13 protein-coding genes are annotated in these 14,200 nt (G+C 70.8%); 9 read left to right on the forward strand and 4 right to left on the reverse strand.

Annotated features, from left to right (window positions below; genetic code table 11):
* Positions 1 to 415: 415 nt before the first annotated feature.
* From FFS15_RS00365 to FFS15_RS00380, 4 genes are all read left to right on the forward strand, one after another.
* A complete protein-coding gene (locus FFS15_RS00365; protein ID WP_249353602.1) occupies positions 416 to 1,855 on the forward strand; it encodes a GH1 family beta-glucosidase in 1,440 nt (479 codons plus the stop codon).
* Between the two features lie 96 nt (positions 1,856 to 1,951).
* Positions 1,952 to 2,251 (forward strand): GNAT family N-acetyltransferase, encoded by a 300-nt coding sequence (locus FFS15_RS00370; protein ID WP_137843027.1) that lies wholly within the window; start codon positions 1,952 to 1,954, stop codon positions 2,249 to 2,251.
* A gap of 102 nt (positions 2,252 to 2,353) precedes the next feature.
* A complete protein-coding gene (locus tag FFS15_RS00375) occupies positions 2,354 to 2,806 on the forward strand; it encodes a DUF1622 domain-containing protein (protein ID WP_137843379.1) in 453 nt (150 codons plus the stop codon).
* Positions 2,807 to 2,877: 71 nt separating this feature from the next.
* Positions 2,878 to 3,210, forward strand: a complete 333-nt coding sequence (locus tag FFS15_RS00380) for a hypothetical protein (protein WP_137843028.1) — start codon at positions 2,878 to 2,880, stop codon at positions 3,208 to 3,210.
* A gap of 2 nt (positions 3,211 to 3,212) precedes the next feature.
* Here FFS15_RS00380 and FFS15_RS00385 read toward each other — a convergent pair whose 3' ends face one another.
* The 3 genes from FFS15_RS00385 to FFS15_RS00395 form a co-directional block, all read right to left on the reverse strand.
* Complete coding sequence (locus FFS15_RS00385) at positions 3,213 to 3,434, reverse strand: hypothetical protein (protein ID WP_137843029.1); 222 nt, start codon at positions 3,432 to 3,434, stop codon at positions 3,213 to 3,215.
* Between the two features lie 99 nt (positions 3,435 to 3,533).
* A complete protein-coding gene (locus FFS15_RS00390) occupies positions 3,534 to 4,280 on the reverse strand; it encodes an alpha/beta hydrolase (RefSeq protein WP_137843030.1) in 747 nt (248 codons plus the stop codon).
* Positions 4,277 to 4,837, reverse strand: coding sequence for a hypothetical protein (locus tag FFS15_RS00395; RefSeq protein WP_137843031.1), 561 nt, complete (start codon positions 4,835 to 4,837; stop codon positions 4,277 to 4,279). Before FFS15_RS00395 ends, FFS15_RS00390 begins: the two co-directional genes overlap by 4 nt.
* Positions 4,838 to 4,903: 66 nt before the next feature.
* On the opposite strand from FFS15_RS00395, the gene FFS15_RS00400 reads away from it, so the two are divergent.
* Together FFS15_RS00400 and FFS15_RS00405 are read left to right on the forward strand one after the other, a co-directional pair.
* Entirely contained in the window at positions 4,904 to 5,338 is a 435-nt protein-coding gene (locus FFS15_RS00400; RefSeq protein ID WP_137843032.1) for a hypothetical protein, read from the forward strand.
* A 141-nt stretch (positions 5,339 to 5,479) separates the two neighbouring features.
* Positions 5,480 to 7,414 (forward strand): hypothetical protein, encoded by a 1,935-nt coding sequence (locus FFS15_RS00405; RefSeq protein WP_137843033.1) that lies wholly within the window; start codon positions 5,480 to 5,482, stop codon positions 7,412 to 7,414.
* Positions 7,415 to 7,523: 109 nt separating this feature from the next.
* On the opposite strand, the gene FFS15_RS00410 is transcribed toward FFS15_RS00405, so the two are convergent.
* Positions 7,524 to 8,879 (reverse strand): MFS transporter, encoded by a 1,356-nt coding sequence (locus FFS15_RS00410; protein WP_249353604.1) that lies wholly within the window; start codon positions 8,877 to 8,879, stop codon positions 7,524 to 7,526.
* Positions 8,880 to 8,966: 87 nt separating this feature from the next.
* Here FFS15_RS00410 and FFS15_RS00415 point away from each other — a divergent pair, with 87 nt between their 5' ends.
* The 3 genes from FFS15_RS00415 (at position 8,967) to FFS15_RS00425 (ending at position 14,187) form a co-directional block, all read left to right on the forward strand.
* Positions 8,967 to 10,121 carry an exonuclease SbcCD subunit D gene (locus tag FFS15_RS00415; RefSeq protein ID WP_137843034.1) on the forward strand — a complete coding sequence of 385 codons (1,155 nt, stop codon included), beginning with the start codon at positions 8,967 to 8,969 and terminating at the stop codon, positions 10,119 to 10,121.
* Positions 10,118 to 13,168, forward strand: a complete 3,051-nt coding sequence (locus FFS15_RS00420; RefSeq protein WP_137843035.1) for an SMC family ATPase — start codon at positions 10,118 to 10,120, stop codon at positions 13,166 to 13,168. Before FFS15_RS00415 ends, FFS15_RS00420 begins: the two co-directional genes overlap by 4 nt.
* Positions 13,169 to 13,332: 164 nt before the next feature.
* The gene (locus FFS15_RS00425) at positions 13,333 to 14,187 is read left to right on the forward strand and encodes an SGNH/GDSL hydrolase family protein (RefSeq protein ID WP_137843036.1); all 855 of its coding nucleotides are present in this window, start codon (positions 13,333 to 13,335) and stop codon (positions 14,185 to 14,187) included.
* Positions 14,188 to 14,200 lie beyond the last annotated feature (13 nt).

Genomic DNA, 14,200 nt, shown 5'->3' on the forward strand with positions numbered 1-14,200 from the left:
GGGATTCGGTGTGCTGCTGCCCTGGGAGGGCTGTGCCCGACGATGGGCGGTGTGCGAGGCATCCGGCTGCGCGTGATCGACGCGGGAAGCGGGTGCTTCGGGGGACTCGCGTCGCCGTGTTTCAGAAGCGGCGTGCGGGTCCGGCGGGGGTCACCGTGCTAGTGGCACATTCGACAGCACATGACAGCGCAGCTGGCCATCATCATGCCAGCAGTCCCGTTCGCCTCCCAGGCGGACAGAGAGCGTGCGTTGTCAGTCATGTGCCCGATTATGACGGAGTACGTCGCAATGCGTCAAATCGCTCGGATGCCAGGCCCCGACGATGACGAAATGTGACAGATTGCTCAGCGCCACACGGCCGCGGTGCAGACACGGCCACAGCACCCGATCGCTCGGAGGTGACACGATGAGATCCGTGACTACGACGAACCAGGGCAACCCCGATTACCGCGACTCGGGACTCGTGTTTCCACCCGGCTTCACGTTCGGATCGGCGACGGCCTCGTATCAGGTGGAAGGCGCCTTCGACGAGGACGGCCGCAGCCCCTCGATCTGGGACACCTTCAGCAAGACGCCCGGCAAGGTCTGGAACGGCGACACCGGCGACGTCGCATGCGACCACTACCACCGGCTGGACTCCGACCTCGATCTCATGAAGGACCTCGGGCTCGGCGCCTACCGGTTCTCGATCGCGTGGCCGCGCATCCAGCCGACCGCCTCGGGCGAGGTCAACCAGGCGGGCATCGACTTCTACGCGCGTCTGGTCGACGGGTTGCTCGAGCGCGGCATCCGTCCCGTCGCCACGCTCTATCACTGGGATCTGCCGCAATATCTGGAGGATGCCGGGGGGTGGGCCGCCCGTGCGACGACCGACGCGTTCGAGCGGTACGCCAAGATCATGGGCGCAGCGCTCGGCGACCGGGTGCACACCTGGACGACGCTCAACGAGCCGTGGTGCTCGGCCTACCTCGGCTACGGTCAGGGCGGGCACGCCCCCGGCCGCAGCGAGCCGGCATCGGCACTCGCCGCGGTGCACCACCTCAACCTCGCGCACGGGCGCGCGGTTCAGGCGCTGCGGGCGACGTCTTCCGGGGACCCCGAGTACTCGATCACGCTCAACTTCCACGTGCTGCGCGGGGTGGGGGATGCCGCGCCCGAGGCGATGCGCCGCATCGACGCGCTCGCGAACCGGGCGTTCACCCACCCGCTCCTGAAGGGCGAGTACCCGGCCGACCTGCTCGAAGACACCGCGTCGGTCACCGACTGGTCGTTCGTGCACGAGGGCGATCTCGCTGCGATCAACCAGCCGATCGATGTACTCGGAGTCAACTACTACTCGACGGCCACGGTGCGTCTGTGGGACGGCGTCTCGCCCAAGCAGATGAACGACGGCCACAAGGGCACTGCCGGCGGCACCGCGTGGCCCGGCAGCGACCTCGCCGTCGAGTTCGTCGAGCAGGCGGGCCCGTACACGGCGATGGGGTGGAACATCGCGCCCGAGGGGCTCGAAGAGCTGCTCGTCTCGCTGTCGGCGGAGTTCCCCGACCAGCCGCTCATGATCACCGAGAACGGCGCTGCCTTCGACGACGTCGTGGCCGCCGACGGGTCGGTGCCCGACCCGAAGCGGCTCGACTACCTGCGCCGGCACTTCACGGCCGCGCACCGGGCGATCGAGCGCGGCGTGGATCTGCGCGGCTACTTCGTGTGGTCGCTGCTCGACAACTTCGAGTGGGGCTACGGCTACGCCAAGCGGTTCGGCATCGTCCGCGTCGACTTCGACACGCTGGAGCGAACCGTGAAGGACTCCGGGCTCTGGTACGCCGACCTCGCGCGGACGGGCGTGCTGCCGGAGTGACGCGAGCCTGAGTGCCGGCCGGGATGTCGCCGCACGAATGCCGCGACATCCCGGCCGCCTCGCCGACGTGTCCGTACGCGGGCTTAGCCTGTCGAGGTGACTGAGCTGCGATTCACACACGAAGCGGATGCCTCGCGCTACACGCTTCATCGGGGGAACGACCTCGTGAGCATCCTCGATTACCGCGACGACGGTCGCTCGGTGGCGATGACCCGCGCCTACACGATCCCCACTTTCCGCGGCCACGGCTATGCCGGCGACCTCGTCGAGCGAGCCGTCGGCGACCTCGAGCAGCAGGGCGACCGCACGGTGGTGCCAGTGTGCTGGTACGTCGCGGACTGGTTCGAGGCGCACCCGCAGCGTCGGGCGATCCTCGCCTCGCGCCGCACCGCGTAAGGGTTCTCGACGCGGATCCTCGGGGAGCCGCCACGCGCGAACGCGGTTCGCGCGTGATTCGACGCGGTTCGGGATGCTGCGCCCTATGCTGGCCGCGTGCACATGGAGGAGTTCTTCGTCTACGTCGCCGTGGGCTTCGAGATCATCGGAGCTGTCGCGATGATGGTGGGGTTCGCGATCGCCGTCGTGCTCGGCGTGCGCGCACTCGGCCGCGGCGAGGGCGGCTCGGCCGCATTCCTCGTGCTGCGCACGACGCTCGGCGCCGCGATCCTGCTCGGCCTCGAGGTGCTGGTGGCCGCCGACCTCATCCGCACGATCACCTCGAAGCCGTCGCTCGAGGAAGCTGCGACCCTCGGCCTCATCGTGCTGATCCGGACGGTGCTGTCGATCTCGATCCAGATCGAGATCGAGGGGACGCTGCCGTGGCGGCGCGCGCTGTTGCGCAGCGGCGGACAGGTCGTGGCGGATGCCGTGGTGCGCGACAAGGCTGCGACGGCAGCGGCGGGGGCGACCGGGCGCGCCGGCTCGAACCCCGCGGCGGCGGAGCGCGCCTGATCGCTGTTGTCAACCCCGTGTCGGGTCTCGTGCGCGCGGGTGAGGGTGGACTCAGACGAAAGGAGTCCGCCATGGACCGTGATCTTTCCGGCGTCGACCACCTCGGACAGGACGAGGGTCGTGACACGCTGACGGCCGGTGAGGCTCAGCGCACCCCCGGCGCGCTCGGCGCCGCCGGCGAGCAGCGGCTGCCGGCGATGTCGCAGAACGACGCACCTGTCGACGACAAGGTGGCAGGGATCGTCGCCCAGACCCGCGTCGACGTGGGCACGGAATCGCTCGCGCGGATCGAGGGCGTGCTTCGCCAGCGGCTCGAGCAGTCGGGCATCGACCTCGGCGACGACGAGATCGATGGCCTCGCCCGTCAGGTCTCGACGGGAGCAGGCGCGCCGCCGTCGGCGTAGCGTCAGGCGATCGCGCAGGTGGTCGTGCACACCTCGGCCCGCTCGAGGCGTACTCCGATCGGCCGCGCCCACGCGGCGCGCGGGGCGAGCCGGACGGGTGCCTCGGCGAACATGGCCTCGGCGAGACGTCGCTCGCGGATCGAGGCGAGCAGCGCGAGTTCGCGGTCGCGGGCGGCGGTGTCGTAGCGGTACTGCTGTTCGGCGGCGGTGACGAGCGAGAGCATGGCTTCCTCCGTAGGTTCCGATGACTCCAACCTACGAAGGGGTTCCGACATTGCCGTGCTCCGCCGACATGGCGGAAATGCGATGACGCACGGCAGTCGTCACTCCTCGCTCAGGAACGCCTCGATATGCCGCGCGGCGGCTCCGGCATCCCGGATCATCGTCTCGTGGCCGTGACCGCGCACCTCCTCGAGGCGTGCCTCGGGAATCGCGTCGGTGAGACGCCGGGCCCACGAGCGGGGCACCACGAGGTCGTCCTCGCCGCGCAGGACCAGTGTCGGTGCGACGATGCGCTCGCACGAGTCCTCGGGCCGGTGGACGAGCATCGCGCGGAACTTCGCGCGGAGCCGCGGGCCCGCCCGCAGATACTCCCTCGTGCCGAGCGCGATCACCTTCGGATTCTCGACGGCGATGTCGCGCAGCAGCCGCGACAGCTGCGCGCGGGCCGTGCGGGCGGCCGGATCCACCGTGGGTCCGACGAGCACGAGCCGAGCGACGGTCTCGGGATGCCGTGCCGCCACCTCGCCGGCGACCTGCGCGCCCATCGAATGGCCGATCAGCACGACGGGCGAGCCGACCCGCTCGTGCAGGAATTCGGCCACGAGGTCGGCGGTGCGCTCCATCGTGAGGACCCGGCGGGGTTCGGGCGCCTCGCCGTACCCCGGCAGGTCGAGGGCGATGATGTGCGCGACGTCGTCGAGATGCGAGATGAGGTCGCCGAAGACGCTGCGGCCCATGCCGATGCCGTGGACGAGGACGAGTACCGGGCGCCCGGTGCCGCGGGATTCGGCGACGAGGGTGGCGCCTGCGTGCTCGAAGCGTATGACGACCGGCGCGGATCCGTTCACGCGGCGCCGCGCTGGTCGCGGAGTCCGACGCGGTCGGGGATGTCGAACTGCACGCGCGTGAGCCAGGATGCGGGGTCGGGCCAGGGGCGCGAGGTCGGCAGTGACCGCAGGCGCGCGCGCAGCGCTGCGGTGGACGCCTCGACCGGCAGTACCCGATTCGGTGCATGGTGCGCGAGGGCGCCCAGCCACCAGTGGCGCCACGTCCCCTCGATGACTTCGGGCCCGGTGACGACGTAGTAGTCGGGCATCACCGCGTCGCCGGCGGCGAAGAGGGCGAGCAGCGTCTCGACCTCGATCTCGAGGGTGCCGAGGGTGGCTCGCTCCTCGTAGAGCTCCACCCACGCCGCAGCGACGTGCTCGAGCGGGTCGGCGTCGTGGACGACGTAGGGGCTCGACGCTGCGGCCAGCATCCGCGTGGCGAGGGCCGGATCGCTCTCGCGCAGCGACAGGGCGGCGAGGGCGGGAACATCGGCGAGGCCCGAGAGCAGGGCATCGCTGTCGGCGCCGACGAGCGCGACGACGGTGGACCGTGGTGCGGAATCTGCGGGAGGCGCCATGGTCCACGATACGTCCGACGGCCGCCCGTCGGGTGGCAGGCAGGCGGATCGGCCTACGATCGCGTCATGGAGAAGTCAGCAGCATCCGTCGATGAATTCCTCGCCTCGCTGCCCGACGACCGCCAGGGCGACATGGTGCTGCTCGATCGTCTCATCGTCGAGCGGATGCCGGACGCCGAGCGTGTGCTGTGGGAGGGCGTGTTCTGGGGCGGGAGCGAGCAGCGCATCATCGGCTACGGCGACTGGTCGTACACCCGCAGCGATCGCACCCGCGTGGATTGGTTCCGGGTGGGGCTGGGCATGCAGAAGAACCACATCAGCGTGTACCTCAACGCGACCGAAGACGGGCAGTATCTCGCCAAGAAGTACGGCGGCCGCCTGGGCGCCGTGAAGATCGGCTCTGCCGCTGTGAGCTTCCGCCGTGTCGAGGGCGTCGACCTCGGCGAGCTCGGCCGCCTGGTGTCGCTCGCCGCGGGCGCGGGGCCCGACGGGAAGGTCTGAGCAGCGGGCCGGGTCGGCTCGCTTTGCAAACCGGATCTCCTCCGTTCTGCGGTGCCTCAGTTGCGGCGACTGCGGACCGCATGTCGGAGGTCGCGCATAGAGTCCGTCTCGTCCCGATCGTCTTGGCCGGAAGGAGGGATCGTGACCGAGCGCGTCCGCACATCACCCGACGTCGCGGCCCTCGCCGAGCGCATTCTTGCGCGCCGGCAGCGGCCGCTGGTCGTGGTCTCGACCGATCCGCACACCGACCTGTTCGCACTCGACACCGATGAGCTGGCGGGCGAGCTGCGGGACATCGCCGACCTCGTGCTCATCTCGACCGGCGACCTCACGCGCGAGCTCGACTCGCTGCTGCCCGAGAAGACGCAGGTCTACGGCGGGGCAGGGCGGTCGTATCCGGTGGACTTCGGCGTCCAGCCTGATTGGCGGCGCTCGCCGCTGCGGTTCCCGGGCGGCCGGGCGACCCAGCAGCTGATCGGCGATGCCCTCGGCCAGGCGGGAGCCGCCGGTCTGTTCGACAAGCCGTCGGTGCGCCGGTTGGCGGCATCCGGTGTCGTGAAGGGATTCGTCGCCGACGATACCCGCGCAGTCGTCGACCTCGACGGCAGGGGCCTCGCCACGATCTCGCGCGAGCTGACCTATCCGCCGATTCCGCTCGACTGGAGCCTTCATCGCGGCCAGCGCGTGGCCGGCGTCCTCGACCTCGACACCCGGCTTCTGCTGGTCGAGGAGAGCACGCCGACGCAGGCAGCCCTCGAGGCGGCGTTCCCGCACGGCTGCGTGACCCTCGCGCTCGTGCGCAAGGTTTCGCCGGCCCGCGCGACGCTGCTGCTGCATCCCGCCGTCGAGATCGTGCTGCGGCGCATCGACGTCTCACCGAACCCCCTCGACACGGTCGACCTCCTCGTCGCCGAGGGCGACGTCGTCGCTGCTCGGGTCACGCACCTGAGCGACGGAACGCTGCATCTCGCACTCACCGACGTCGACGACGACGAGCCGGTCGTGCCGCCGCTCGCGCTGACGTCCGGCGGTCGGCCCTGGCTCGAAGAGGGCCGTACGCTCGAACTTCACACGACGGATGCCGCGGGCGACCTTGCAGCGCTCAATGAGGCGGCGGCAGCATCGACGCGGGCGGGGGACGCGCGGAGCCCGGTGGATGCCGCGGCGATTCCGGCGGCACCGTCGACGCTCGCCGATCCCGGTGCTGTGGCTGCGGCGTCCATCCCACCGGACGTGCAGGCCGAGCGGCCGATGCCCGGCCCGGGAAGGCGCCGCGTCGAGTCGGTGCCGGTCGAGGCGACGGCCACCTCCGCGGCCGCGGCCGTCGTGGCGCAGCTCGAAGGCGGTGTCGGAGACGCGTCCGCGCCGGCCGCCGGGGCCGCGCTCCGTTCGACCCAGCTCCAGCTCCAGAGCGAGCGCGCGAGGAGCGCCGAACTCGAGCGGCGCCTCGCGGAGGTCGGTGTCGACGACTCGGGGCTCGGGCGCCTCAGAGCCCGGGTCATCGGTGCGGAGGCCCGACTGCGCGAAGAGCTCGCCGAGCGCGGCGAGCTCGAGCGGCAGCTCAAAGAGCTGAAGGCCCAGCAGTTGGCGACCACGCGGGCGGTGCGCGAGTCACGGCGTGCCGCGCCGGCGGTCGTGCCGGTCGCGAGCGTCGACGACCGGCGGTCGAGGTGGGTCGATGACGAGCAGTGGGTGCGTCACGAGGTGTATCTCGCGTGGGTCGAGCGGGTCGAACCGGGCGAGCGCGAGCGCTGGGCGATCGGAGAGTACGACGTCGGGCCGGAGTTCGTCGCATCGCTCGCGTCGCTCACGATCGGCCACTTCGACAAGGCCATGAAGGCGGTGGTGGATGCCGTCACAGGCCGCATCCGCGATGTTCCGAGCCGCGGGGTGCATGCGCTGCGTTCCGGTGACGGGGCGGGGGATCCCGACCTGGTGCGTTCGGACGGGGCGAAGTGCTACCGCGCGTACATCGAGCAGAATGCCGCTGCCGCGCGGCGCCTGCACTACTGGGCGCTCGCCGGCGGGGCAGTCGAGCTCAGCCGGGTGGTGACCCACGACGACGTACGCCCGTAGCAAACCGGAGGAGATCTGCAGAACGGAGGAGGGATTTCGCGCTGAAGCTCCTCCGTTTCGCCGATCTCCTCCGTTTTGCAAGCTGCCGCAACCCGCGCGAGGACCAGGCCTACGGCATCCGCTCGTCCTTGGACCGCCGCGACCGCGACCGCGACCGCGGCGCATCGAGGCCGATGTGCACCCGCGTGTTCTTGCGCTCGATCACGATCATGATCGCGCCGAGGATCCACAGCGGCACCTGCGTGAGGAAGGCGATCCGGAAGGCGTCGAGCGTGAACGTCGCCGGAGTTCCGGCGCCCTGCAGGTCGAGCGCGACGCCGATGAGGAAGATCGCGATGAGGCTCGCGAGGAAGCCTCCGGAGTTCGTGATGCCGGTCGCCGTGCTGAGCCGGTGCGCCGGGTTATGCGTGCGCGCGTGGTCGAACGCGACGAGGGAGGCTGGGCCGCCGGTGGCGAGAGCTATGGCCAGCGCGATCAGCAGCCACAGCGGTGCGGGCCCCGGCAGGGCGATCACCACGAGCCACGCGATCGCCTGGATCGCGACCGTCGGGAGCACGAGCGCGCGTGAGCGCAGGTTCGGGATGCGGCCCGACAGCAGCCCCATGACGGGACCCAGGATCATGCCCGCGACGACGTAGATCGTCGTGATGGCGGCGGCCTCGCCCTGCGTGCGTCCCTCGCCGGCTGTGAGGAACGGGATGCCCCACAGCATGATGAAGGCGGTGCCCGCGAACGGCGTCGTGAAGTGCGACCAGAAGGCGAGCCGGGTTCCGGGGTGCGACCAGGCGGCGCGGATGCCGACACGATTGTCGATGGACGAGGTGACGACCCGGATCGCGCCGGTGTCGGTGTCGACGGAGACATCGGCGTCGCGATCGGGCGGGTGGTTGCGGATGACCGCGAACACGAGCACCGCGAACAGCAGGGTGAGACCGGCGAGGCTGCCGAACGCGATCGACCACGTGGTGGCGTGCAGGAGCGCCGCAAGCGGGACGATCGCGATGATCTGGCCGAGCTGGCCCAGGATGCCGGTGAGCTGCACCATCAGCGGCCCGCGCTGCGCGGGGAACCACGTCGCCACCAGGCGCAGCACGCTCGGGAACACCGCCGCATCGCCGGCGCCGAGCAGCATGCGGGCGGCGATCGCGATGCCGACGTTCGGCGAGAGCGCCATCGCGAGCTGTCCCGCGGCCATGAGCACCATGCCGATCGCGATGATCGGGCGCGCGCCCCAGCGGTCGAGCAGCATGCCGACGGGCACCTGCATCGCGCCGTAGACGCCGAGCTGGATGACCGCGAACATCGACAGCGTCGACGCGTCGATCTCGAAGCGCTCCGCGGTGTCGACGCCCACCGACGCGAGCGACGTGCGGTTCGTGATCGCGATGATGTATGCGGCGACCCCGACGCCCCAGATCAGCCAGCTCCGCCACGTGGGAGCGGCGGTGGCGAGGGGGCTTGACACGGTTCCTCCACCCTATGCCCGCGGCGGATTACGGTGGCGGCGGCCCGCCTCAGCGGTGATGTCGGAGGAGCGATCTACCGTGTGAACATGCGCATCCTGCACACCTCTGACTGGCACATCGGGCGGTCGTTCCACGGCCACGCCACGCTCGATGCGCTGCGCGGCGTGCTCGATGCCCTGGTGGCACGGGTCCGTGAGCACGAGGTCGACGTCGTGATCGTGGCGGGCGACGTGTTCGACTCCGCGGCTCCGGCCGCCGCGTGCTACTCGCTCCTCACCGACACGCTGCGCTCGCTGGCGGATGCCGGGGCCGCCGTCGTCGTCACAAGCGGCAACCACGATTCCGCCGCCCGGTTGGGCTTCCAGTCGTCGCTGCTGCGCGACGGCATCCACGTCGTGACCGATCCGCTGACGATCGGCACCCCGATCACGCTCGCCGACGAGCACGGCCCGGTCCACGTGTACGGCATCCCGTTCCTCGAGCCGGCCCTCGTACGTCACCTCTGGCCGGATGCCGAACTGCGCTCGCAGCACCACACGTTGGCCCACGCGATGGACCTCATCCGGGCCGACATCGCCGCACGCGGCGGGCGCTCGGTCACGATCGCGCACTGCTTCGCCGCCGGCGTCGATGCGACCCCCGGCGTCGAGCGCGAGATCCGGCAGGGGAGCCTCGACGTCGTTCCGCTCGCCGTGTTCGACGGCCCCGACTACGTCGCGCTCGGCCACATCCACGGGCGACAGCGACTCTCCGACGCGGTTCGCTATGCGGGCGCGCCGCTTCACTACAGCTTCGGCGAGGCCGACAAGCCCCGCGGCTCGTGGCTCGTCGAGTTGGATGCCGCCGGCCTCGCCTCGGTCGAGTGGCTCGATCTGCCGATCCCGCGCCGGCTCGTGACGATCCGCGGAGCCCTCGACGATCTGCTCTCCGATGCGAGTCACGCCGGCGCAGTCGACGCGTGGGTGTGTGCGCAATACACCGACGCGACGCCTCAGCCCGAGCCGATGCGCCGGCTGCAGGCGCGCTTCCCGCACTGCGCGACCGTCATGCACACGCCCGAGGGTGTGCGCGGCGACGACGGCCTCACCTACGCGCGCCGGGTCCGCGCGGCCCGATCCGACGCTGAACTCGTCGATGCCTTCCTCGCTCACGTGCGCGAAGGCGAGGGCGCTTCTGAGCGCGAAGCCGAGATCATCCGCGACGTGATCGACGAGCGCACCTTGACCGAGGCCCTCGCATGAGGCTCCACAGGCTCGAACTCACCGGATTCGGCCCCTTCCGCGAGCAGCAGACCGTCGACTTCGACGCGTTCGCCGCCGACGGCATCTTCCTCATCGCCGGTCGTACCGGCGCGGGCAAGTCGAGCGTGCTCGACGGCGTGTGCTTCGGGCTCTACGGAGGCGTGCCCCGATATGAGGGCGTCGAGAAGCGACTGCGCAGCGACCATTGCGACCCCGATGACCCCACGAGTGTCGTGGTCGAGTTCAGCGCTGCCGGCCGCCGATGGCGGGTGACTCGTTCGCCCGAGTACGACCGCCCCAAGCTTCGCGGCACCGGCATGACCACCGAGCCGCATCGTGCCCAGCTCGACGAGCTGATCGAGGGGGTCTGGATCGGTCGCGCGGCACGGCCGGTCGATGTGGCCCGCGAGCTCGACGAGCTGCTGGGACTCAATCAGCAGCAGTTCCTGCAGGTGATCCTGCTCGCGCAGAACCGGTTCGCCGAGTTCCTGCTCGCGAAGAACGACGACCGGCAGCGGCTGCTGCGCCGGCTCTTCGGCACCCGCACCTACGAGGGCTATCAGGTCTCCCTTGAGCAGCGTCGCAAAGACGCCGAGCGGGAGCTCGCTCACGCGGGCAGCGGGGTCGAACTGCTCCTCGATGAGGTCGAGCGAATGCTCGAAGTCGAGCGCCTTGCCGGTGAGCCCGCGATCGACGCTGTGCCTGCCGGGCTCGTCGCCCGTGACCTGTTGTCGCGGCTCGCCGCCGGAGCCGTCGGCATCCAGCGGGCCGACTACCGCGCCGAGACTCTCGTCCGAGAGCGCGATGCCGCAGACACCGCCCACCGCGACGCCGACGCGGCCCATGTCGCGGTGAAGTCGCTGCGCGAGGCGCAAGAGCAGCGGCAGCGGGCGCGCACAGCGCTCGCCGCACGCGAGGCCGCGGAACCACTGATCGCCGAACAACGCCACACGCTCGCGCGTGCTGTCGACGCCGAGGCGCTGCGGGCTCCGCTCGACGCGGCCGCGCAGGCCGCGGCAGCCGAGACCGCGGCGCACAACCTGCTCGAGGGTGCGCGTGCGGCGTGGCGGGATGGTGTCGGAGACGGGCCGCACGATGCCGACGCGGGAGAGGTAGCCGACGACGCCGACGAGGACGCACTCCGCGTCATCGTGGAGCGTCTGACCGGTGACCTCGCGCTGTGGGCGGCCGCGGCCGAGCGTGAAGCCGGTCTGCACCTCGTCGATGCGCAGCTCGCCGACGGCGCCCAGCGCTGTGCAGACTACGAACGCATCATCGGCGAACTGGCCACAGCGCTCGCCGCATACCCCACCCGCATGGAGTCACTCGGCGACGAGCTGTCCGCGGCGAGCACCGCAGCCGGCGCACTCGATGCGGCGGAGCGCCTGCTCGCCGAGCTCGAGCAGCGGCTCGTCGCCGCGCACGAGGCCGAGCGCCTCGCTGCGGCGTCCCGCGAGGCCGAAGCGGCCTATCTCGCCGCAGCCGAACAGCACGATCGATCCCGGTCCGCCGTCACGCACCTGCTGCAGCGGCGTCTCGCCGGGCATGCGGGCGAACTCGCGGCCGCGCTCGTCGACGGTGAACCCTGCGCGGTGTGCGGATCGGCCGAGCACCCGGCGCCGGCGGCTGCCGGCGACGCGGCGGTCTCCGACGAGATGGTCGCCGCTGCCGAGGCCCGGCGCGACGCCGATGCGGCGATCGAGTCCCGCGCCGTCGCTCACGCGCGAACAACCCGCGAGACGCTTGCCGAGGCGAACGCGCGATCGGGCGCCGCCGAGGTCGCGACGCTCGCCGCCGACCGGACCGTCGCGGCTGCGGCTGTCGAAACGGCTGTCGTCGCCCTCCGGAACAGAGACCGGCTGTCCGCCGAACGTGACGAGCTCGTCGCGCTCGAGCGCTCGGCTCGCGCGGAGCACGAAGCGCTCGTCGCGGAGTTCGCCGCGCTGCGTGAGAAGCTCGCAGCCACCGCCGCCGACGCCGAGTCTGCGCGACGCGCGATCGCGATCGCCCGGGGCGGGTTCGCCTCGGTCACCGCTCGCATCGCCCATGCACGAGACCGGCGGCGGCGGGCGCTGGATCTCACCGACGCGCTCCGGGCTGCGGCCGATGCGACTGCACGCGCCGCTGCAGCAGCGGCCGACCTGGCGGCTCGAATCTCGACATCCGGGTTCACCGCAGCCGACGACGTCGCCGCCGCTCTCCGCGATGCCGCGACGCGGGCTGCGCTCGCTGAGCGCATCCGCGAGCACGAGGTCTCGCTGCGCGTCGAGCGCGACAGACTGCGCGAGCTCGAACTCGAGCTCGCCGGGGCGCCCGAAGAGCTGATCGAACTCGAACCGACGCACACCGCGCTCACCGCGGCACGCGACCGGTGGACAGCCGCGGTCGACGCCGCGGCGCACGCGTCGCAGGCGGCGACGCGCCTGGCGGAGTTGGTCGCGCGCGCGAACGCGGCCCATGCCGCGATCGACGGACTCGCCGAGCAGCAGGTAGTTCTCGTCCGGCTCGCCGACACCGTCGCCGGCCGCGCGCCGAACACGCACCGCATGACGCTCGAGTCGTTCGTCCTCGCCGCCGAGCTCGAAGAGATCGTCGAGCGGGCCAATCTGCGGCTCGACGACATGTCGTCCGGACGCTACCGGCTGCAGCACACCGACGCTCGCGCGGCGCGGAACGCGGCCTCCGGACTCGGGCTCGAGATCCTCGACGCCCACACCGGCATCCCGCGCTCTGCGCAGTCGCTGTCGGGCGGCGAGACGTTCCTCGCATCGCTCTCGCTCGCGCTCGGGCTGGCGGAAGTCGTGACCGCTCGTGCGGGCGGCGTGCAGCTCGACACCCTCTTCATCGACGAAGGCTTCGGCTCGCTCGACGACGACACCCTCGAACTCGCCATGCGCACGCTCGATGAGCTGCGCCAGGGCGGGCGCACGGTCGGACTCATCAGCCACGTCGCCGCCATGAAAGACCAGCTCTCCGCGCAGCTCGTCGTGACTGCGACGCCGCAGGGGCCGAGCGTGATCTCTCAGGACGCCGCTCGCGTGAGCTGAACGACGCTCCAGCCGACCCGCCTGTTGTCCGGCTCGATACGCGGGTGTATTGTTCGCCCCAAGATCATTCCTGGGGGAATCAGATTTCACCCGATGCCGGCTCGTCCGGCTGCGGCCGCGTGCCGCAAATCTGCTCCATCCACACAGCCGTACGGAGTCCACACATGCGCATCTCGACCGGGGCGCGACGCGCTCTCGCCACCTTCGCCACCGCAGCCCTCATCGTCTCGGGAACCCTCGCCAGCGCTTCGGCAGCACACGCTGCACCTGCGCCGGCGACCATCACCCGAATGGCCGCTCTCGGCGACTCGATCACGCAGGCCGCCATGACCTGCAGCTCGCTCACGAGCTGTCCGGCCAACAGCTGGGCCACCGGCACCACCAGCTCGGTCAGCTCGCACTACTCGCGGCTGCGGGCAGCGGGGGCGAGCACGCTCGTCGGCTACAACAACGCGGTGTCGGGGGCGCTGTCCAGCGCCCTGAACGCGCAGGCGCAGAAGGCGGTGACACAGCAAGCCCAGTATGTGACGATCCAGATCGGCGCCAACGACGCGTGCACCTCGAGTTCGACCAACATGACATCGACGGCGGCATTCAAGACCAACGTGGAGAAGGCGCTCACCACGCTCAACGCGAACGGCAGCACGCGCGAGATCTTCGTCGCCAGCATCCCGAACCTGCATCGTATGTTCGACCTCAACCGAGGAAGCTCGAGCGCACGCTTCGTATGGGGTCTGCTGCGGATCTGCCAGTCGATGCTCGCCAACCCGACGAGCGACAAGCCTGCCGACATTCAGCGTCGCCTCGACGTTCAGGCCCGTGTCGACGCCTACAACGTCATCCTCGCGGACGCCTGCAAGGCGGCGGCGAACTGCCGCTTCGACGGCGGTGCCGTGGCGGCTGAGGAGTTCGTGAAGGCGGACATCTCCACGCGCGACTACTTCCACCCGTCGACGGCGGGCCAGACGAAGCTCGCCAAGATCACGTGGGCGAAGACCCAGTGGGTCCCCACGCCGTAGTCCGCTGACCTGA

This window comes from Microbacterium sp. 2FI (genome assembly GCF_005502885.1).
Taxonomy (GTDB): domain Bacteria; phylum Actinomycetota; class Actinomycetes; order Actinomycetales; family Microbacteriaceae; genus Microbacterium.